Below are 21,523 nucleotides of genomic sequence, written 5' to 3' on the forward strand. Positions count from 1 at the left end.
TACAGAAAGTGTACCACGCCATTGGGCTAGTTTACGCCGGCAAACGTAGATTTTCATCGTGGTTAGGATAAACTTGCCGTTAAACGAAGTGAAAGGAAACAGACTGTGGGTCACATTGGACATTTTACAAAGCGCATTACCTTTGCAATGGCGACAGCCACCAGCGTGCTATATTTAGCAGGCTGCGGGAGCACACCTGAACCCACCTCGGCACCTAAAATTACTAATACTAAGCCGGTAGAAGCACCAGCAGAGAAGCGCATCACGCCTGAACACAAGCTAGTAGAAGCCAAAAAAGTATGGCTTCAAACCCGAGATAAAGTAAAGCGAGATACCTTACTACTAGATGCAGTGGGCCTTTATCTCGCGCAAGACGATACTATTTTAGCGCAGCAAATCTTGTTTGAAATGAAACAAGACGGTGTAGCTACCTCGTTGCAAGATAGCTACGCCATACATGTTGCAATGGCATATCAGAACGACCCTTCTTCATCGCCAGCACAACTTACTGCCATGCTGGAAGATGTGAATACTAGCCCTGCCCTTGTTGCCAAACTAGCGGCGCTAGAAGCAGACCTTTATGCCAAGCAAGGTTTGTGGGCTAAGGCGGCCAATAGCGTTTTGTCTACTGAACTAGAAGACGAACAAAAAGTCGCTAAAGTTTGGGCATTATTAAACCAAATACCTGCTGATGAACTCACCCAAAGTGAAAATCAGAACCCTAAATTGCAACCCTTCTTTGCTCTTCGTCAGTTAACCGTTGAAAGTGCACGAAACCCGCAGCAGTTGAATCGGTCAATTGCGCAATATCAACAGGTTTATGCAGGCCATATGTTGGCACAGCATTTACCCAAAGAGGTTGCCTTAGCGCAGGCACTAACTGCCCCTCAAATTCGCGAACTTGTTGTTCTATTGCCGTTAAGCGGAAGGCTTGCGGCTACTGGTGAGGCGGTTAAAGATGGCATTATGGCGGGTTATTACCAACAGCTCCAACAAAGCAGCAACCCAAATAGTATGCCTGACATTCGGTTTGTTGATACCACCAACGCCGATACACAAACCCTGGTCGCCGCCATTGGCGATGCTAAATTTATAGTCGGCCCGCTACTAAAAGAAACCGTTGAGCAATTAATACCCGCGTTACCGCCTGGCGTGAACATGTTGGCGTTGAACCGCCCGGATGAAATGCCGACAATTTCAGATAGCTCTGCCTCAGTAATCTCAGCGTCAGTAAACTCAGAGCCTTTAAACCCAGAAGGCGTTAACGCTGAATCTGAGATGCCTACAACCACAGCACCAGCGGTTAATTATTTCGCCCTTGCGCCGGAAGATGAAGCCAATCAGCTTGCAGAGTTTATTTATAGCAAAGGCTTTAGAGCCCCCATTGTTATTGCAGCGCAAAGTAACTTGTACCAGCGTATGAACGATGCGTTTAAATCTCGTTGGAACACGCTGCACGAACAAGAAGCCCAAGCCCGCAAGGCTAACATCACTTCAGTAACGTTCAATGATAGTGAGTCACTAAGAGAAGGCATCACGCAGGCTTTAGATGTAGCCCAAAGTAATCAGCGTATTAACCAAATTGAATATATGACGAACGAAGAAGTTTACAACATGCCCCGCAGCAGGCGAGACATTGATGCCATTGTTGCATTCGCGTCGCCGCAAGATACCGAACTTCTTAACCCCATAATAGAAGCGAGCTTAAACCCGTACGATGGAAAACAAGTGCCTGTTTATGCGACCTCCCGTTCAATGGACTACAACAGTGGCAAGAACCAGTGGCGTGATTTACAAAACGTACGCTTTATCGACATGCCATGGATGATGCCAGACCATCAATGGCAGCAACTTGCTCAGCAAACCAACCAAACCTGGCCCGATCGCAGTACGTTGCAAAATAGACTGTTCGCCTTCGGTGTAGACGCTTACGAATTACTCCCTCAGTTAGGGATGCTAACGACCTTGTCGTACATAACATTCGACGGGTTAACCGGCACACTTACGCTGAATGAAAACAGTGAAGTAGAACGAAACTTACCTCAAGCCGTTATTCGTAACGAGCGCGTGCAAATGCTAATGGAGTAAACTACATTGTCCGTATTGCAAGGGAATGCAGCAGAAAACAAGGCCGTTACCTATTTAGAGGAACAAGGGCTTACATTACGTTGTCGTAATTACCGAACCAAACGTGGTGAACTTGATATTGTTATGCAAGATGGTGACACCATTGTTTGTGTAGAAGTGAAGTTTCGCAAAAAGTCACAGTACGGTCAGGCCGCTGAATTTGTCACAATGAAGAAACTTCAACGAATTCAGGCTGCGTTTGCGTTCTATTTGTTAGATAATAACTTTAATCCCGCGTCTACCCCATTACGCATAGACGTTATCGCCATTGACGGAAGCGACCTTCAGTGGCTTAAAAATATTGGATAAAAAGCGCGTAGCGGTTAGGTGCGCTGATGATTAGGTGTAGGTAGTACTTAGGCTGTAGTAAACCCTCCGCCGCATGGATGCGGCGGCGGAGCTCCCATGGATGGGTTCACAGCGTGTTTACGGAAGCCTAAGTACTGCCTGCGCCGAATTCTCAAGCCTACCTCCTACAGCCTGATGTGCACTCATTGTTGAGATTGCTTGATATCCTGAAATGCAGAGAAAAGAAGTATGATTGAACAAATTAAAGCGAACTTTACTGAAAGTATTCAAACCAAAATTGCTGCATCTGAAATTTTGCCTGAATCAATTGAAAAAGCAGCCATGATGATGGTTGAAGCGCTAATTCGCGGTAATAAGATTTTGAGCTGCGGTAACGGTGGTTCGGCAGGTGATGCTCAGCACTTTTCTTCTGAAATGCTTAACCGCTATGAACGCGATCGCCCTAGCCTTCCAGCTATTGCGTTAAGCACTGATACTTCTACTATTACTTCCATTGCTAACGACTATAGCTACGATGAAATTTTTGCCAAACAAGTTCGTGCGTTAGGTCAGTCTGGCGATATTTTGTTTGCTATATCAACCAGTGGTAACTCACGAAATGTCATTGCCGCCATGGAAGCAGCCTTATCTCGCGATATGACCATTGTAGCCTTAACCGGTAAAGACGGTGGTGAAATGGCAGGCTTCTTAAGCGAGCACGATGTTGAAGTGCGTGTGCCTTCTAACCGCACTGCCCGCATTCAGGAAGTTCACTTGTTGGTTATTCACAACTTATGTGAATGCATTGATGACAGCTTATTCCCGGCCGACCTTGGAGACGAATAACGTTTACCCATTTATGAAACGAGTTAAAACGTTAACTATTACTCTTGTATCACTTCTTTTTGTAATGCAATTACAGGGCTGCGTGGTGGCGGTTGGCGCCGCGGGTGCGATGGCTGCGAAAGTGGCGAACGACAGACGCACTGTTGGTACTCAACTTGATGACCAAAACGCAGGTCGCGCTGTGGCTTATCAATGGTCAAAGAGTGAAGCGCTAAAAGAGCAAACCAATCTACAAGTCGATATGTATAACGGCATTGCTTTACTTACTGGCCAAGCTCCCACGCAAGCGTTAATTGATGAAGCGGTTAGACGGGCTCAGGAAGTCGATTACCTTAAGAAAATTCACAATCAAATTCGCATTGGTGAACCTATTGGGGCGGGTACTCAAGCTAATGACATCTGGCTTGCATCAAAAGTACGCACCAAGATAGTGGCCGATGAACGCGTGCCAGCCCTACAGGTTAGTGTTGTAGTGCAAGATTCTGAAGTGTTCTTAATGGGCCGATTAACCAATGCAGAAGCTAATGCAGCTGTAGATATTGCAAGGAACATAACGGGCGTAGCCCGCGTAGTGCGAGCATTTGAGATCATTTAGTCGCGATACCGCAACGGCCCTACTTGTTGCTGGGGCCTTGTTTATGGAAATTCTGGATGCCACGGTGATCACCACCGCGCTTCCCGTTATTGCCGCTGATTTTGGCGTGCCAGCAACTCAGCTTTCTATTGGCGTTTCTGCCTACCTTGTTGCCGTTACCTTTTTTATTCCGCTAAGTGGTTATGTGGCCGACAAATTCGGTGCCCGTAATGTCTTCATGGCCGCCATTATCATTTTTGTGGTGGCATCAATATTATGTGGAATTAGCACTAACCTAACTAGCTTTACCTTGTCTCGTATTATGCAGGGCATTGGCGGCGCCTTAATGGTGCCCGTAGGCCGTTTAGTGGTGCTGCGAGACTTACCCAAAGAAAAGCTAGTTAAAACCGTGGCTATTATCACGTGGCCGGCGTTAAGTGCCCCTATTCTTGGCCCTGTATTAGGGGGTTGGATTGCCACCCACTTGAGCTGGCAATGGATATTCTTTATGAACGTGCCATTAGGCATATTCGCGCTTATTGCTTCCGCCTATTTGCTTGAGAACTTCACCGCTAATGTGGGTAAGTTTGATGTAGTAGGTTTTCTGCTAACCGGTATTGGCTTTGCCTCTTTTATGGCCGGTATAGAACTATTTGCTGGTCACAACACCTCGACCCTATTGGGCAGCGTGGTGACCGTGTTTGGACTGTTATTATTGATAGCTGCGGTGTTTCATATTCGCCGTGCTAAAAAACCTCTGTTTTCTTTTGAAGCCATGCAGTATCGCACCTTTCGATTGTCAATGTACGGCGGCTCGGTAGTACGTATAGCGTTAGGCAGTGCGCCATTTTTGGTGCCGCTTATGCTGCAATTGGGAATGGGTTACTCGCCGGTGGAAGCAGGTACATTATTGCTATGGCTGTTTGTGGGTAATATTGCCATTAAACCCGCGACTACCTGGATAATGAACACCTTTGGCTTTAAGCGTGTGCTTATTGCAAATGGCATTATGATCTCACTGGGTTTTGTGGCGCTATCGCTAATTACTCAACAAAGTTCATCGGTTGTGATTGCGGTTATTTTGTTTGTTAGCGGTGTGAATAGGTCAATGCATTTAACCTTATTAAACACCATCGCCTTTGCGGATGTGCCAAAAGACAAAATGCGCGATGCCAATACACTGGGTGCAATACTCATGCAAATGAACCGTGGCATGGGGATCACCATTTCTGCGCTTATGCTGGCCGTAGCTTCACTGTTGGTGGGTAATTCAAGTAGCGATCCGTCGCTTATCAACTTCAAAATTGCTATGGCGATGATGGCAGTAGTTGCGCTGCTTAGTATTACCGACAGCCTAATGTTGTCAAAAACTGATGGCGACTCAGTTTTGAAAAAGCGACTCAAAAAGCAGGTAAGCTGAAGTAGCACAGGCAAGTGCTACTGTTCAGATAAAGCGAATGACTGTGATCACCAAGGGTGTTATCAGGGATTTAAACCGACACTCCACTAGCCGAATTAACTGTATCTGGCAGGCTATTGTGTAAGTGAAGTCGACCTTCAACTTTTAAGCTCTAGTTGCAATCTAATTAATATCGCTTTTATCGCCAATTACACTTCACTTTTTTTCATTTATCATTGCTAATATAGTCTCGTTCTCTTTCGATATTGGCATGGGTTGGAATGCCCTGACATTGCTGCCACCAGTATTACCCGTCGGTAAGAATCCAAAGGCCGTTTTAGTCATCGCTCCCAATATGCGTATAACTTGCCCAATTATTTCGTTTAGAATCCTGTAACGAAGCGCAAATACCAACATGCGTAAATGAACTAGCGTGTGAAAATACGTCGATCGTTGACCTATTACATGCGCATCTTCAAGATGCTTGAATTCAGCCTTTAAATCTCCTTGCTCACGCGCAGCGTTTGCAGCATTTAATTTTTGTTGTACATAAGGTTTAACTCTGAGGCTGTAGCGTTTCTGCGATTTAATACCAATAGAATCAAGCGCCCATTCACCAGAAACAAAAGCTATTAGTAATAAGCTCACTAGGAGCACTAAAGGGTGTAACACCAAGCTATGGTATATGCTTTGATCGGTAAAAAAACCATGTACTAAAGATACACAAACTGAGATAGCGCTAATCCACCCCCATATTGATTTCATTCTGAAACTCCTAATCGTCTTATAGTTACCATTTAAAATAAAACTATATTGTCTATACTAGGTATAGGGTCAAACAATAATCAAAATTTATGCAAATTGGTGAGTTGGCAAAAAAGACAAATTGTACCGTTCAAACAATAAGACTTTATGAGCGCAGTGGATTACTTAAAAAGCCACCACGCAGTTCAGGAAACTATCGAACTTATAATGGCGCCGCATTGGAAAGGCTTATTTTTATTCGACAATGCCGCGCGCTAGGGATCACAATAAAAGAAATTGCGTTGCTGTTGCGCCAAAGGGAAACGCCTACAGATAATTGCGATGAAGTAAGTAAACTCATCTCAAAACATCTTTCAAATGTTCAGCGACAGATTAACGAACTGCAAGAATTACAAATCACTTTAAAGCGATTATCAAATGAGTGTCCTGGTAACAATACAGTTCAAACCTGCGGTATTTTTAACAAACTTGAAGCCAATTGAATCGCGGAACTATTGATTGTTATAAATGTTTCCCGTTCAAGAAACCAACACCGTCCGCTCCTTGTCTTTAGCCAACTGTCGAACGGTGACCGAACCCACAACTCATTCATGACAAATGTCATGTTACTTTGCTTACCTTTGTGACTAACCAAATTTTCCCGCGCATTACATACTTTCATCACTGCTTACGCACTTTTATTTATCAACTAAAAAGGCATCGTGATGAAAACACAAACGCTAACACTAGAACAACAACGCGACATTATGAAACAACGCCGCTTTATCGCGATGCCACTGGCAGGCACTCTGGTTTGGGCGGCGATTGGTTTTGCATCGCCTTTTTTCAACGAGGCTATACAAACCTGGATGCTTTACCTTGGTACGGGCGCTATTTTTTATATTGGTTCAGGGCTTTCCTACCTTACTGGTGAACGTTTCTTTTCTAAAGACCGCCAAAATACAGAATTCGATACCTTGTTCTTTATTGGTATGGCGATGGCGTTACTGGTGTTTGCCATCGCCCTACCCGTCGCCGCCATCGACCACACTACGCTTCCACTTAGTATTGGCATACTTACTGGGCTTATGTGGATGCCGCTATCGTGGGCTATACAACACTGGGTTGGCTACTTTCACACTGTCGCCCGTACCCTAGGTATTCTCATTGCTTGGTATGTGTTTCCAGAAGCCCGTATTGAAGCCATATCAGCAGTTATTGTGGCAGTTTACTTGATATCACTTGTGGCATTGGAAGTAAGATATCGTGCCATTAACCGCACAACACTAAAAGTAAGTCGAGCTTCGGCTAACGCTGGCGTAGCAATGTCAGCACGCTCTACTACTAGCCCTATTCCACAATAAGCCCATATTCATTATGGAGAGAAATTATGACTTACTTATTATTAGCCCTAGCCATTGTCACAGAAGTAACAGCTACGTTGTTGTTAAAGGCCTCAGACGGCTGGGAGAAATGGTACTTCGGCTATGGGGCTATCGCATTTTATATGGTTTCAGGAATACTATTTGCTACCGTGCTCAAGCATATGGGGGTGGGTGTTGCTTATGCCATATGGTCTGGAATGGGTATCGCCCTTATCACCGCAGCTTCCGTAATCTTATGGAAACAAACTTTCGACTTCTATGCCGCAATGGGTATTATATTAATTGTTTCAGGTACTTTGCTTATCACCAGCAAGTCTGCCGTTGTATTTCAATAGAAATACCTAGATGGATAGCAATTCAATAAAAAACAGCGACAAGGCCATTAGCAAAACCTCTGCTAACCTACCATCGCCAGTATTACCCTTGCTGGCAGACGGGCGCAAAAAAAAGTGGTCTTATAGCTCTTTGGTATTTTCGCTGTTTTACTTTGTGCCAATGTTATTTATGCAAAATGCGCCTTCCAATTGGGTAATGGCGCTCATTCTTACGGGCTTTATCACCTTTGTTTTGCTTTATGTGTTGTGTGTAAACCAACCTGTAAATCGCTTACCTTATTACCTCACTGCAATGATTTTTTTAGCCTACACCACCAGCTTGGTTAATCCTGGTGGCACGGTGATTTTTGGCTTTATTAGCTTTATTGTTGGCTACTATTATCGTTTACGTACCGGCATTATTTTATTATTGATAGTATCGGCTTCGCTTATTGTCATGAAAGTACTTTTATACCCAACCGGTTTGTTTTTCTTTCTTGGCGCTGGGAGCAATATCGCTGTGCTATTTGGCTTTGGATATATGGAACGTAAGGAAACGCTTTTTCAACAAAAAGAAGCAAAGCACGCTGCCGCACTGGGTACCTTAAGTGCCATTGCTGAGCGAGAACGAATAGGCCGTGATCTCCATGATGTAGCTGGTCATGCATTAAGCAGCATTTCGTTGAAGGCTCAAGTGGCCGATAAATTACTGTCTAAAGGCCGCACCGCTGAAGCTCAAGCAGAAGTAAAAGCATTGGCGCAGCTGTCTCAGCAACTACTCAGTGAGATTAGGCAAACGGTAAGTGGCATTAAACACCTTTCCTTTAGCCAGGAAATCGCTAAAAATATGGCTAAGTTGTCGGAGCAGGGTTTTCATGAAGTGAGTGATGTAGATGAAAGCAGCTTCACTCACCTTACTCCCCTTCAAGAAACCCAATTGTCGTTAATAGTAAAAGAAGCGACTACGAATATTCTTCGTCATAGTATAGGCAACCAAGCAGCGCTTACCCTTCAATGTACCAACGATATGTTGACTCTCGTTATAACTGATAATGGTAACAGCCACTGCCAAACTGAGGGCAATGGCGTTCAAGGCATTCGCGAGCGAGCTGAACTCATTAATGCAACGGTTGAGTTTCAGTGGAGCTCCCCAACCGTGCTAACACTTCAATTACCGCTACTTTCTAAACCCGATAATAGCGCACAGAGCACACATTGAAATATGACTAATTCTATATCGAGCAACCGGCAATGAATCGAATTTTAGTGGTAGAAGACCAATATTTGGTGCGTGATGCTATCGCCACCTTATTGTCTTTAGAAGACGACTTTGAAATAAGTGGGAAGTGCGCTAATGGACAAGAAGCGCTAGATTGGCTTGGCGCAAACGAAGCCCCCGACATTATTCTTACCGACATTGAAATGCCCTTAGTCTCGGGGCTAGATTTAGCAGAAAAGCTTGCAGCTTTATCTATAGACAGCAAAGTGGTGGTAATGACCACATTCTCCAAACCTGGCTACATAAAGCGAGCGCTGGCACTGGGCGCTAAAGGGTTTGTTTTAAAAGAGGCTGACAGTGAGTACCTTGTTAGCTCTTTACATAAAATTGTAAAAGGCGAAAGAGTTATTAGCCCCGAACTTGCTTTAATGGCACTGGATGATAACAACCCGCTTTCGGCAAAAGAAAGCAAAGCACTGAAACTCGCCGCTGATGGATTAAAAACCCATGATATTGCGCAGAAGCTGTTTTTATCAGAAGGTACTGTGCGTAATTATTTGTCTGAAGCTATAGCAAAACTTGATGCTACCAACCGTGTAGATGCCGCCAGAATCGCAAAACAAAAAGGCTGGTTATAAACCAGCCTTTGTTATATCCGCTACCCCTATTTCAGATGTAGCGTTTGTCTTTTTAACTTACTCAATTCGTTAATTAAAACTCAGTTGAGAAACGTACGCCAAACTCACTCGCGTCATTACTTAATACTTGGATAATATAATCCCCAGTATTTAAGCGAGCGTTGTCATAACGCTCATCAAAGATATTACGGCCATATAAAGCAACCGTATAACCTTCATCTGCTGGCGTATAGGCAACATCGAAATTAACCAATTCACGGCTATCAATGTTCGTCATACGAGTAGGCTCTGAACTAGGCTCGCCGTACATTTCTGCGCGGTATGAATAGTCGATACGTGCGCGAATTTTATCACCGCCTTCAAGGTCGAAGGTATATGACGGGCCAATTGCGAAAGTTAAATCAGGCGTTAATGGCGCAACAGGGTTAAATCCGTCTTGCTCATCAACTTCAACATCCATGTAACCAATGCTGGTTAGCATACTGAAGTTGCCTACGTTCAAGGTCGTATCTAGCTCGATACCACGTGACGTTTGCTCAACCACTAAGTTAGCCGTATCAAAACCACCTTCACTAACTTGGCTTACTTGGTACGGTAAGTCTTCAAACTCAGTGTTAAATACTGCAATGCTCACGTCAAAGTATTCATTTACACGACCTTTAAGGCCCACTTCGTAGTTCACCGCTGTAATGTTGTCAGAGGCTTCAAAACAGTTGCTTGCATTAACTGATGCTACTGCGCCGTCTAAATCATCGAAGCCACCCGCGCCAAAGAACTCGCCAATTAGGCAGTATGGACGAGCAGGATATTGACCTGACTGATAACCGTTTTGAATGGTGGCATAACCTGTCATGCCATTTTCAAAGGTATAGTTGGTCGCCAATTCCCACGTTACTTCGTCCCACTCATTTGAGTCATAAATGGTGCCAAGCGCATCGAATACATTTGCAGACGCGTCTTTTTCATCTTCAGTGTAACGAATACCACCAGATACACTAAGCTCGTCAGTTAAGTCATGACGAAGGTTTAGGTATACTGCTTTACTTGTGGTTTCTTGGTCAAGTTGAAGGGTGTTGCCACCGCCATCAAAACTTGAATCACTTCCTTGACGGTTGCTACCTTCTTCATTGAAGTAATAAAGGCCAGCAACGAAGTCAGTGTACTCATTGATGTAACCATTCAATTGAACTTCAATTGACGTTTGGTCTGCTTCACCACGCTCTGGGTATTGGTCTAACGAGTAGATAGTACCATCATCATCCAGACCCGCTTTGTACTTAGATGTACGGCGGCTAGCAACGACTTTAGCGGTGTAATCGTCACTAATATCCCATTCGGTAGTCAGTGACACACCACGGGCTTCATTAGATACGCCAGTGACTTCTGGCGTGCCTGTAGCGTTATCGTAAATATCATAACCTTCTGGGGTTACATCGCTATTTCTAAGCTCAAGACCTAGGCTATTGGTACCAGCATAAAAACGCCCATCTGGCATTTCATCAATAAGCACTGTGTAAGGGCGTAAACCACCGTCACCATTATTGGCATCAGCGGTTAGTACCATACGGAAATCATCAGACGGCTCATATTTTACCGAGATACGACCAGAAATATCTTCTGTTTCACCCACATCATATTCTGCATTAGGTACGTTAATGAACTCGCCCAAACCATCACGGGTGTTGTAAGCAAGGTTCATGTTAAATGCTAGGGTGTCAGATAATGCATGGTTCACGAACAAGTCAGTCTTAACACGACCGCGAGTACCGAACTCTGCATTTACTTTAGTCACATCGCCTTGATCTGGCTCTTTGGTAATGATGTTAATGGCACCACCAATAGAGTTACGACCGTATAGCGTACCTTGAGGACCACGAAGTACCTCGATACGCTCGATGTTATTCAAGCTCCAGTTTTGACCCACTTGGCGGCCTAAATAAACGCCATCAACATAGACGCTTACACCAGGATCAGTAGTGATAAGATGGTCTTGAAGACCAATACCACGAATAAAAGGGTTTACAGAAGAAGTGTGACCCGCTGAAAAGCCCGTTACGTTTAAGTTTGGAACAAACTTACCAACATCCGTTAAGTCAGTAATGCCTTGTTCAGCTAACATATCACCGTCAAATGCACTAATTGCAATTGGTACTTCATAGATAACTTGAGGACGCTTGGTTGCTGTAACGGTAATCGCTTCATACATTTGTTCTTCAGTGGCTTCAGCCTCTTGAGCAAATGCAGAATGAGAAATAGCAGGTACAGTTAACGCTACTGCCAAAGCGACAGGCGAAAGCCTACTAACTAGTGTCTTAGACACGTCAGTATTGGTGATCATGTGTAACCCCTTTGCGAGAGTGTTTAGTGTCAAAAAATTTATTGTTTTTAGGCTGCTTCAAGTTCTCTATGGAACTTTAAAACCAATAGACTCACAAAATAGAGGGCGTTACGACGAGTAACATTTAGCTGATTTATGGATATCCTGATGAAAGTGGCGTGTATCCCTACTGGTTTTAGTGTCACTTTCTCTACCCTACCAGCCCCCATCTACCCACGACTGGAGTATTGGCTTGAAGACTGGAGAAATATCATACTGACTTCCTTTTAACTTGCATAGCGAAATATTGCACTTTTATTAAAATGAGACTTTAAAATTAGACTAATTGGTTAGGCCGAAAACAGTGCTAACCCCCTCATTCCAATTGACATATTATTATTTATAATCATTACGTTAGCATAGGTTACTTATTAAGCATAAAACCGGTTCCCTTTAACTATTCACTAGACCATTTAGACAATATTTTCCCGCACCTTTACAACCTTCAGACAAAAAGCACCGCAGGTTGTAGCCGCCCACTACCTCAATTCGCCTTCTTTATACTTTGCCTCTTGTCGCTAGCCTTTAAGATTAACCTCTTGCATTAGCAGCAAATTGTTACCTTTTTAGATTTTACTCAACCTTTCAATTTATAAAAACCAACGCCACTTTGTCGACAATAACCACTAAGAAAGTTTGACCAAGCAGCCTAAACCCCCTATATTGTCGACATAACATTTATTTTGTGGTGCATAGCTTGTCGGTACAGATAACCCTAGAAAAGCCTGTAACTAATGCAGATAGAACCTTCTTTCAATTGCGTAAAGACATTGTAGAAGGCGTTATTCCTGCAGGCTCTAAACTCAGTGAAACTGATTTGTCGACAAAATACGAAGTCAGCCGTGCGGTTATTCGCGAAGGTATTAATCGACTTGCCGCCTGCCACCTTGTTGAGCGGAAAGCGAATATTGGGGCCAAAGTAGTATCGCTAACCCCTGAAGGGCTAATTCAGCTTTACCAAGTAAGAGAAGCCTTAGAAGGCATGGCCGCACGCCTTGCTGCAAGACACATGAGCGACGAAGAAGTCGCCTCACTGCAAGGCTTATTAGATTCTCACTTCAATAAAGTGAAAGACGCCCAGTTGTATTACCAAGAAGCCGGCGACGTGGACTTCCACTACCGCATCGTGACTGGCAGTAAAAATAGCCACCTCATTAGCGTGTTAATAGACGGGCTTTATCACCTTGTACGCATGTATCGCGTTCAGTTAGGCATGGCTGGCCCAAGGGTTACTACTGCGTTTGACGAACACAGACACATTGTGAACGCGATTGCGAATCGCGATGAAGAGTTGGCAGAAATGCTAATGCGACGCCATATTCTTTATTCAAAGAACAATATTGAAAACAAACTTAGCGCCACACCAACCTAATTTAAAACCAGAGAGTGTTATTTATGAGTGCAGGAAAGAAATTCAGACAAGCACTGGCCGACAATAAGCCATTGCAAATATTAGGCACCATTAATGCCTATACCGCCATGATGGCAAAATCTATCGGTCACAAAGCGATATACCTCTCAGGCGGTGGCGTTGCGAATGCTTCATACGGGCTACCTGATTTGGGCATGACATCACTAAACGACGTTATTGTTGATGTACAACGCATCACGTCAGCCTGTGACTTACCCTTATTGGTAGACATAGACACAGGCTGGGGCGGCGCATTTAATATTGCAAAAACCATTCGTGATATGGAAAAAGCGGGCGCAGCGGCTGTACATATGGAAGATCAAGTTGCGCAAAAGCGCTGCGGTCATCGCCCTAACAAAGAAATTGTGAGCACAGAAGAAATGGTCGATCGCATTAAAGCCGCGGTAGATGCTAGAACCGACCCAGACTTTTTCATTATGGCGCGAACCGATTCTTTCGCTCAAGAAGGGTTAGAAAAAGCCATTGAACGCGCTAAGGCCTATGTTGCGGCAGGTGCCGATGGCATATTTGCAGAAGCAGTAAAAACTGAAGAACACTACCGCGCATTTTCAGAAGCGTTAGATGTACCTATTCTTGCCAACATTACCGAATTCGGACAAACCGAACTTTGGAACAAAGAACAACTTGGCGAATGGGGCGCTGCGATGGTGCTTTACCCACTAAGTGCGTTCCGCGCCATGAATAAAGCTGCCGAAAACGTTTACCAATCAATACTTGATAATGGCGATCAAAAAGCCGTTGTCGACACCATGCAAACACGCATGGAGTTATACGACTACCTTGGCTATCACGACTACGAACAAAAGCTCGACGAACTGTTCGCCAAAGGCAAAGGCTAACGGCTGGCTGCGAAGCCGCTTTGGCTGAGGAGGCAGGGATACGGCGCTGCCACGCCGTTTGCCTTTGCAATAAATATGCGCGGTCCTGCTGAGGTCGGTGATGTAGAGGTAGAGAGTGCGAGCGCTGCCCCTCTGAGGCATGGATGCCGAAGCGGAGCCCCCATGGATGGGTTTACGGCGTGGCAGAGCCGCACTTTGTACCTCTGCAGCAAAGCGACTTCACTTAGGCCGCTGATGTAGAGGTAGAGAGTGTGAGCGCTGCCCCTCTGAGGCATGGATGCCGAAGCGGAGCCCCCATGGATGGGTTTACGGCGTGGCAGAGCCGCACTTTGTACCTCTGCAGCAAAGCGACTTCACTTAGGCCGCTGATGTAGAGGTAGAGAGTGTGAGCGCTGCCCCTCTGAGGCATGGATGCCGAGGCGGAGCCCCCATGGATGGGTTTACGGCGTGGCAGCGCCGCACTCTGTACCTCTGCAGCAAAGCGGCCTCAAGCAAATTGCGGCGATTAATTATACTAAACAAACTTTTGTACCTTACATACACAAGACCGGAGACAACAAGATGGCTAAACAATTAAGTGGCGCGGGATTACGCGGCCAAGTTGCAGGAAAAACAGCACTGTCTACTGTAGGCGTATCAGGTTCTGGCCTGACATACCGTGGTTACGATGTAAAAGATTTAGCAGCCAGTTGCCAGTTTGAAGAAGTGGCTTATCTTATTTTAAAAGGTAAATTGCCTACCCAGTCCGAGTTAGATGAATACAAAACCTTACTTCGTAGTATGCGCGGATTACCACAGGCTCTTAAAGATGTATTAGAGCGTATTCCAAAAGACGCACATCCTATGGACGTACTTCGTACAGGTTGTTCTATGTTGGGTAACCTTGAAATGGAGAACGACTTCAGCGAACAGCAGCACGCAACCGATCGCATGCTAGCTTGTTTCCCAAGCATTATTTGCTATTGGTATCGCTTTACTCACGATGGCGTTCGTATTGATGTAGAAACCGATGACGATTCAATTGGTGGTCATTTCTTGCATATGCTGCACGGCGAAAAACCTCGCGAGTTGCATGAACAAGTCATGCACGTTTCACTTATTTTGTATGCAGAGCACGAATTCAATGCCTCTACCTTTACCGCTCGCGTATGTGCTTCAACCTTGTCAGATATGCATTCATGTGTGACCGGCGCTATTGGCTCGCTTCGCGGTCCATTGCATGGCGGTGCGAATGAAGCAGCCATGGAAATGATAGAAGGCTTTACCTCGGCAGACGACGCTGAAGAAAAAATGATGGCCATGCTTGCCCGTAAAGACAAAATCATGGGCTTTGGCCATGCCATTTATTCTGAATCTGACCCACGTAACGAAATCATCAAAGGCTGGTCTGAAAAGCTCGCTGCCGATGTGGGCGACGAGGTGCTTTACCCCGTATCTGTACGCTGTGAAGAAGTGATGTGGCGCGAGAAAAAGCTATTCTGTAACGCTGATTTCTTTCATGCTTCCGCCTATAACTTTATGGGAATTCCCACCAAGTTGTTTACCCCTATATTCGTGATGTCTCGCCTAACTGGCTGGGCTGCACACGTGATGGAACAACGCGCTGACAACCGTATTATTCGCCCATCAGCTGAATATACTGGTGAAGATATTCGTGACGTACCTCCTATGTCTGCACGTAGTTAACGACTAAGGCTTAAAATCATGAGTAATATGAATTACGAATACCGTAAACCTTTGCCTGGCGCAGGTATCGATTTCTTTGATACCCGCGAGGCAGTGGAAGCCATTGAACCTGGTGCCTACAATAAACTTCCCTACACTTCACGAGTGTTTGCCGAAAACTTAGTGCGCCGTTGTAACCCTGACGCGTTAACCGATTCACTTAAGCAGTTTATTTATCGCAAGAACGATTTGGATTTTCCGTGGTTTCCAGCCCGCGTGGTATGCCACGACATTTTGGGGCAAACCGCGTTGGTTGACTTGGCTGGCTTACGGGATGCCATTGCGGCGAAAGGCGGCGATCCGGCGAAAGTAAACCCCGTTGTGCCTACCCAGTTAATTGTCGATCACTCATTAGCCGTTGAACATGCGGGTTTTGAACCCGACGCGTTTGAAAAAAACCGCGCTATTGAAGATAGACGTAACGACGACCGATTCCATTTTATCGACTGGACTAAGTTAGCGTTTAAAAACGTGGATGTGATACCGCCGGGTAACGGCATTATGCACCAAATCAACTTAGAGCGTATGTCGCCAGTTATTCAGTCTCGCGACGGCGTTGCCTTTCCTGATACCTTGGTTGGCACCGACAGCCATACCCCTCATGTTGATGCACTAGGCGTTATTGCTATTGGTGTAGGCGGCCTTGAAGCAGAAAGCGTTATGCTGGGGCGCGCCTCTTACATGCGCCTACCTGATATTGTAGGTGTTGAACTTACCGGTAAGCCACAGCCCAATATTACTGCTACCGATATTGTATTAGCACTTACTGAGTTTTTGCGTAAAGCGCGTGTGGTGTCTTCTTATTTGGAATTTTATGGCGAAGGTACTACGCACCTCACCCTTGGCGATCGCGCTACTATTTCAAACATGACGCCCGAATACGGCGCCACCGCGGCGATGTTCTACATCGACCAGCAAACCATCGATTATTTGCGCTTAACTGGCCGTGAAGAAAAGCAAATTGCCTTAGTTGAACAATACGCAAAGCACACCGGTTTATGGGCAGATTCATTAGCGAGTGCCGAATACGAGCGTGTTCTCACTTTTGATTTATCCTCTGTTGGCCGCAACATGGCTGGCCCATCTAATCCACATGCTCGTTTAGCCACCAGCGATTTGGCTCAGCGCGGCGTTGCTAGCGCATGGGAACAAGAAGAAGGCAAAATGCCTGATGGTGCGGTAATTATCGCTGCCATTACCAGTTGTACTAATACGTCTAACCCGCGCAATGTAATTGCAGCAGGCTTAATTGCCCGCAATGCAAACCAGCGTGGCTTAACCCGTAAACCTTGGGTGAAAAGTTCGTTAGCGCCAGGTTCTAAAGCGGTAAAACTGTATTTAGAAGAAGCCGATTTGATGGGCGAACTGGAACAGTTGGGCTTTGGTATAGTGGCTTTTGCCTGCACCACCTGTAACGGAATGAGCGGCGCGCTAGACCCTAAAATTCAGCAAGAAATTATAGATCGTGACTTATACGCCACGGCAGTGCTTTCTGGTAATCGTAATTTCGATGGCCGTATTCACCCGTATGCGAAACAAGCCTTTTTGGCATCACCGCCATTAGTGGTGGCCTACGCCATTGCCGGTACGGTTCGTTTTGATATTGAAAAAGACGTATTAGGCATAGATAACGACGGTAACCCGGTCACGCTTAAAGATATTTGGCCAAGCGACGAAGAGATTGATGCCATTGTCGCTAAAAGCGTGAAACCAGAGCATTTTCATAAAGTGTACGAGCCGATGTTCGATTTAAAAGTGAATACTGGTAGCGACATTAGCCCGCTGTATGATTGGCGTGAAATGAGTACCTATATTCGCCGCCCTCCTTACTGGGAAGGTGCGATGGATGCTGAGCGCACCATGACAGGCATGCGACCACTGGCTATATTGGGCGATAACATTACCACTGATCATTTATCGCCATCGAATGCGATTATGGCTACCAGTGCAGCGGGTGAGTATTTAGCGAAAATGGGGTTACCGGAAGAAGACTTTAACTCTTATGCCACCCATAGGGGCGACCATTTAACGGCGCTTCGCGCTACTTTGGCGAACCCGAAAGTGTTCAACGAAATGGTGCTTGAAAACGGCGAAGTGAAACAAGGCTCGCTTGCTCGCATTGAGCCAGAAGGCAAAGTGGTGCGCATGTGGGAAGCCATTGAAGCCTACATGCAGCGCAGACAGCCACTGATTATTGTAGCAGGTGCTGACTATGGTCAGGGCTCTTCACGCGACTGGGCTGCCAAAGGTGTTCGTTTAGCTGGGGTAGAAGTCATTGCGGCAGAGGGCTTCGAGCGTATTCACCGTACCAACTTACTTGGCATGGGTGTATTACCCCTTGAGTTTAAACCAGGCACAACGCGCAAAACCCTTGAACTTGATGGCACTGAAACCTACGACGTTAAAGGCGAACCGGCACCGGGTGCTACGCTAACCTTAGTGGTTAATCGAGCCAACGGTGAAACCCTAGATGTGCCCGTAACCTGTCGCTTAGATACCGCAGAAGAGGTGTCGATTTACAGCGCAGGCGGTGTGCTTCAACGCTTTGCCAAAGACTTCTTAGAAGCTGAAGAGGTTGAAAGCTAGCGTCTTCATCTTAGCGCATTGACGTTTGGCACTGAGCCACTTCACTTCATAAACACGCCGTGAACCCATCCATGGGGGCTCTGCCGCAGCATCCTTGCTGCGGAAGGTTTATGAAGCGAAGTGGCTCAATACCTTAGTGTATAACGACGTTAAGCCAAACTTGTAATACAACTGTGGAAAGCGATTTTTAAGCGCTGCTTTCGCTGAGTGACTGGTTGCCTTGCTGTTGTAAGCTCCCAACTTGCACCCATGCGTATTGAGGGCCCTGAGCCCAAATTACGTTCCCCTAACATCCTCCAACAACGTTTAATTAGGTGGTGGATTTAGGTGATGGATTGATGTGTTTTAAGTGGGGCTTAATCGTTATCACGGTTCGCAACCAATCATCGTAACCAATTAACGTAATCAGCCATTGCCACCACTCAAAAAAGGAATAAACATGACGAAGTATGCCCCTCAAATTCGTGTACCAGCTACCTACATGCGCGGTGGTACCAGTAAAGGTGTGTTCTTTAACGTATCTGATTTACCCGAAGCGGCGCAGCAGCCTGGGCCGGCGCGAGATGCGCTTTTATTGCGTGTGATTGGCAGCCCAGACCCTTACGGTAAACAAACCGATGGCATGGGTGGCGCTACGTCGAGCACTAGCAAAACCGTGCTTATTAGTAAGAGCGAGCGCGATGATTACGATGTTGACTACTTATTTGGTCAAGTTTCTATCGACAAGCCTTTTGTAGATTGGAGCGGCAACTGCGGTAACTTAACGGCCGCAGTGGGCGCATTTGCGATAAATAATGGGTTGGTCGATGCCAGTAAAATTCCAGATAACGGCATTGCGGTTGTCAATATATGGCAATCTAACATCAATAAAGCCATTACTGCCAAGGTGCCTATTACTAATGGTGAAGTGCAAGAAACCGGTGATTTTGAATTAGACGGGGTGACGTTTCCTGCCGCTGAAGTAGAGGTTGCGTTTGTCGACCCTGCAGATGGCGAAGGCGCTATATTTCCTACCGGTCGTTTAGTCGATACGCTTGAAGTACCTGATGTAGGCTCTTTCAGTGCCACCATGATTAACGCAGGCATTCCGACTATTTTCATCAACGCTGAAGATATTGGCTACACGGGTACGGAACTGCAAGATGACATTAATAACGATGATGCCGCCCTTGCCAAATTTGAAGCTATTCGTGCTTATGGCGCTGTGAAAATGGGCCTAATAAGTGATATTGGCGAAGCGGCCTCTCGCCAGCACACGCCTAAAGTCGCTATGGTAGCGCCACCTGCAGGCTATAAGGCCTCTAGTGGTAAAGACATTTTGGGAAATGATATTGATGTACTGGTTCGCGCTATGTCTATGGGTAAGCTGCATCACGCTATGATGGGCACAGCTGCTGTGGCCATAGCTGCAGCTGCGGCTATTCCGGGTACATTAGTGAATCTTGCTGCTGGTGGCAGTGAACGTGAAGCTGTTGTGTTCGGTCACCCCTCAGGCACCTTGCGTGTAGGTGCAAAAGCAAGCTTTGAAAACGACAAATGGAATATTGAACAAGCCGTCATGAGTAGAAGCGCCCGCATATTGATGGAAGGCTGGGTTCGCGTTCCCACCGAACAAAGCTAATCAGCAGTATAAAATTTAACCCACTGAGAAATATCAGCTTTTCTTCCCTTATCGCCAAGGTAGACTTCCGTATAATATTGCGCTCTTAGGGGCGCTTTTTTTATGTTTATTCGTTATTCTTTTCGTCTGATTACTTAGAGTCCACGTTGTCATGAATAAAGTATTGGTGGTAGAAGACAGCTTAACCGTTCGTAAAATTTTAAGTAAACTATTAGAAGACAACCCGTACTTAACGCCAATCCTTTGTAAGGATTTCGCTGAAGCAACGCAAGAACTTAAAAAAGGACACGACTTTCTCGCCGCTATTGTAGATTTAAATTTACCTGATGCTCCCAACGGGGAGAGCGTAGATCTCAGTTTATCGTATTCAATACCCACTTTGGTGTTAACAGGCAATTTTGATGAGTTTACCCGTGCACAACTTCTCGATTTAGGTGTACTTGATTATATAACCAAAGAATCTCGCTATTCCTACAATCAGGTCATCAAGCTCATCGACCGCTTGAGAAAAAACCTCACCACTAAGGTACTCGTTGTTGAAGACTCTGTTACTAGTCGAAACTATATTTGCAGCCTGCTTAAAAAATTTCAATTCCAAATATATGAGGCAAGTGATGGCCTAGAGGCACTTAATGTGCTTGCTGAGCATCAAGATATCCGTATGGTAATTTCCGATCACCGCATGCCTAATATGGATGGATACGAACTCATCAAAGCAATTAGACACGAACGTCGAATGCAAGATTTAATCTTTATTGGGCTTTCAGGTACCAATGATGGCGTACTTTCCTCTAAGTTCATCAAAAGTGGCGCTAACGACTTCCTCTCTAAACCTTTCTATCATGAAGAGTTCTTCTGCCGAGTGATGCAAAATTTAGAAGCTCAAGAAATGATTCAGACCATCAGGCAATCAGCCAATATCGATCCCCTGACTCAAGTTTACAATCGCCGCTACCTTATAGAACAAGGAGAAGAAATATTAGCCCAGGACACGTCTACCTCTGCGGTAACCGTATGTATGATTGATATCGATAACTTTAAATCGGTGAATGATAATCAAGGTCATAAGGCAGGTGATATGTTGCTTCAGGAGTTTGCCACTTTGTTAAAAGAACATTTTAGTGAAGACTTGGTGGTTCGCTACGGCGGTGAAGAGTTTACGGTGATATCGACCCGAACGTTGAAGGAGCACCTTGGAAACGTTTCGCAATTTATTAACCTTGTACGAAGCTCACGTTTCACGCAGCACGAATTAAATATAACGTGCAGCATTGGTATTTGCGCAGAAAAACACACTAACCTTGAAACGCAAATTGACATTGCTGACAAACGGCTTTATCAGGCCAAGCGTACTGGAAAAGATAGAATAATTGCCAGTGACAGCTAACGCTAAACAATTGCATCATACC

General features: G+C 45.4%; 18 protein-coding genes. 16 read left to right on the forward strand and 2 right to left on the reverse strand.

The features are described from left to right. Positions 1-105: 105 nt before the first annotated feature. From ALT761_RS15900 to ALT761_RS15920, 5 genes are all read left to right on the forward strand, one after another. Positions 106-2,088: a penicillin-binding protein activator gene (locus ALT761_RS15900; protein ID WP_232043479.1), complete on the forward strand. Its 1,983-nt coding sequence runs from the start codon at positions 106-108 to the stop codon at positions 2,086-2,088. A gap of 6 nt (positions 2,089-2,094) precedes the next feature. After that, complete coding sequence (locus ALT761_RS15905; RefSeq protein WP_126873819.1) at positions 2,095-2,436, forward strand: YraN family protein; 342 nt, start codon at positions 2,095-2,097, stop codon at positions 2,434-2,436. A 228-nt stretch (positions 2,437-2,664) separates the two neighbouring features. Continuing rightward, a complete protein-coding gene (locus tag ALT761_RS15910) occupies positions 2,665-3,261 on the forward strand; it encodes a phosphoheptose isomerase (protein ID WP_013782861.1) in 597 nt (198 codons plus the stop codon). Positions 3,262-3,274: 13 nt separating this feature from the next. Continuing rightward, the gene (locus ALT761_RS15915; protein WP_126873820.1) at positions 3,275-3,856 is read left to right on the forward strand and encodes a BON domain-containing protein; all 582 of its coding nucleotides are present in this window, start codon (positions 3,275-3,277) and stop codon (positions 3,854-3,856) included. Positions 3,857-3,899: 43 nt separating this feature from the next. Then, on the forward strand, positions 3,900-5,255 hold the full coding sequence (locus tag ALT761_RS15920) for an MFS transporter (protein WP_129740676.1): 1,356 nt from the start codon (positions 3,900-3,902) through the stop codon (positions 5,253-5,255). Between the two features lie 195 nt (positions 5,256-5,450). Here the strand turns inward: ALT761_RS15920 and ALT761_RS15925 are convergent, their stop codons facing one another. Next, complete coding sequence (locus ALT761_RS15925) at positions 5,451-5,999, reverse strand: DUF3703 domain-containing protein (RefSeq protein WP_129739926.1); 549 nt, start codon at positions 5,997-5,999, stop codon at positions 5,451-5,453. An 89-nt stretch (positions 6,000-6,088) separates the two neighbouring features. Here ALT761_RS15925 and ALT761_RS15930 point away from each other — a divergent pair, with 89 nt between their 5' ends. The 5 genes from ALT761_RS15930 to ALT761_RS15950 all read left to right on the forward strand — a co-directional run bounded on the left by ALT761_RS15930 (position 6,089) and on the right by ALT761_RS15950 (position 9,534). Then, complete coding sequence (locus ALT761_RS15930; protein ID WP_129739927.1) at positions 6,089-6,481, forward strand: MerR family transcriptional regulator; 393 nt, start codon at positions 6,089-6,091, stop codon at positions 6,479-6,481. 222 nt (positions 6,482-6,703) lie between these two features. Next, a complete protein-coding gene (locus tag ALT761_RS15935) occupies positions 6,704-7,342 on the forward strand; it encodes a DUF7010 family protein (RefSeq protein WP_129739928.1) in 639 nt (212 codons plus the stop codon). A 26-nt stretch (positions 7,343-7,368) separates the two neighbouring features. Further along, positions 7,369-7,698 carry a DMT family transporter gene (locus tag ALT761_RS15940; protein WP_129739929.1) on the forward strand — a complete coding sequence of 110 codons (330 nt, stop codon included), beginning with the start codon at positions 7,369-7,371 and terminating at the stop codon, positions 7,696-7,698. A 10-nt stretch (positions 7,699-7,708) separates the two neighbouring features. Next, positions 7,709-8,896 carry a sensor histidine kinase gene (locus tag ALT761_RS15945; protein WP_129739930.1) on the forward strand — a complete coding sequence of 396 codons (1,188 nt, stop codon included), beginning with the start codon at positions 7,709-7,711 and terminating at the stop codon, positions 8,894-8,896. Between the two features lie 32 nt (positions 8,897-8,928). Beyond that, entirely contained in the window at positions 8,929-9,534 is a 606-nt protein-coding gene (locus tag ALT761_RS15950) for a response regulator transcription factor (RefSeq protein WP_129739931.1), read from the forward strand. Positions 9,535-9,607: 73 nt separating this feature from the next. Here ALT761_RS15950 and ALT761_RS15955 read toward each other — a convergent pair whose 3' ends face one another. After that, positions 9,608-11,872, reverse strand: a complete 2,265-nt coding sequence (locus ALT761_RS15955) for a TonB-dependent receptor (RefSeq protein WP_129739932.1) — start codon at positions 11,870-11,872, stop codon at positions 9,608-9,610. 736 nt (positions 11,873-12,608) lie between these two features. On the opposite strand from ALT761_RS15955, the gene ALT761_RS15960 reads away from it, so the two are divergent. The 6 genes from ALT761_RS15960 (at position 12,609) to ALT761_RS15985 (ending at position 21,501) form a co-directional block, all read left to right on the forward strand. Then, positions 12,609-13,283, forward strand: coding sequence for a GntR family transcriptional regulator (locus tag ALT761_RS15960; protein WP_126873829.1), 675 nt, complete (start codon positions 12,609-12,611; stop codon positions 13,281-13,283). Positions 13,284-13,306: 23 nt separating this feature from the next. Then, on the forward strand, positions 13,307-14,182 hold the full coding sequence (prpB, locus tag ALT761_RS15965; RefSeq protein WP_013782842.1) for a methylisocitrate lyase: 876 nt from the start codon (positions 13,307-13,309) through the stop codon (positions 14,180-14,182). A 561-nt stretch (positions 14,183-14,743) separates the two neighbouring features. Then, the gene (gene prpC, locus ALT761_RS15970; protein WP_129739933.1) at positions 14,744-15,868 is read left to right on the forward strand and encodes a bifunctional 2-methylcitrate synthase/citrate synthase; all 1,125 of its coding nucleotides are present in this window, start codon (positions 14,744-14,746) and stop codon (positions 15,866-15,868) included. Between the two features lie 27 nt (positions 15,869-15,895). Then, entirely contained in the window at positions 15,896-18,493 is a 2,598-nt protein-coding gene (gene acnD / locus ALT761_RS15975) for a Fe/S-dependent 2-methylisocitrate dehydratase AcnD (protein ID WP_129740677.1), read from the forward strand. A 439-nt stretch (positions 18,494-18,932) separates the two neighbouring features. Continuing rightward, the gene (prpF, locus tag ALT761_RS15980) at positions 18,933-20,114 is read left to right on the forward strand and encodes a 2-methylaconitate cis-trans isomerase PrpF (RefSeq protein WP_129739934.1); all 1,182 of its coding nucleotides are present in this window, start codon (positions 18,933-18,935) and stop codon (positions 20,112-20,114) included. Positions 20,115-20,265: 151 nt separating this feature from the next. Further along, entirely contained in the window at positions 20,266-21,501 is a 1,236-nt protein-coding gene (locus tag ALT761_RS15985) for a response regulator (protein ID WP_129739935.1), read from the forward strand. The last annotated feature ends 22 nt before the right edge of the window (positions 21,502-21,523 follow it).

The organism is Alteromonas sp. 76-1, assembly GCF_900654235.1.
GTDB classification, from domain to species: Bacteria; Pseudomonadota; Gammaproteobacteria; order Enterobacterales; family Alteromonadaceae; genus Alteromonas; species Alteromonas naphthalenivorans.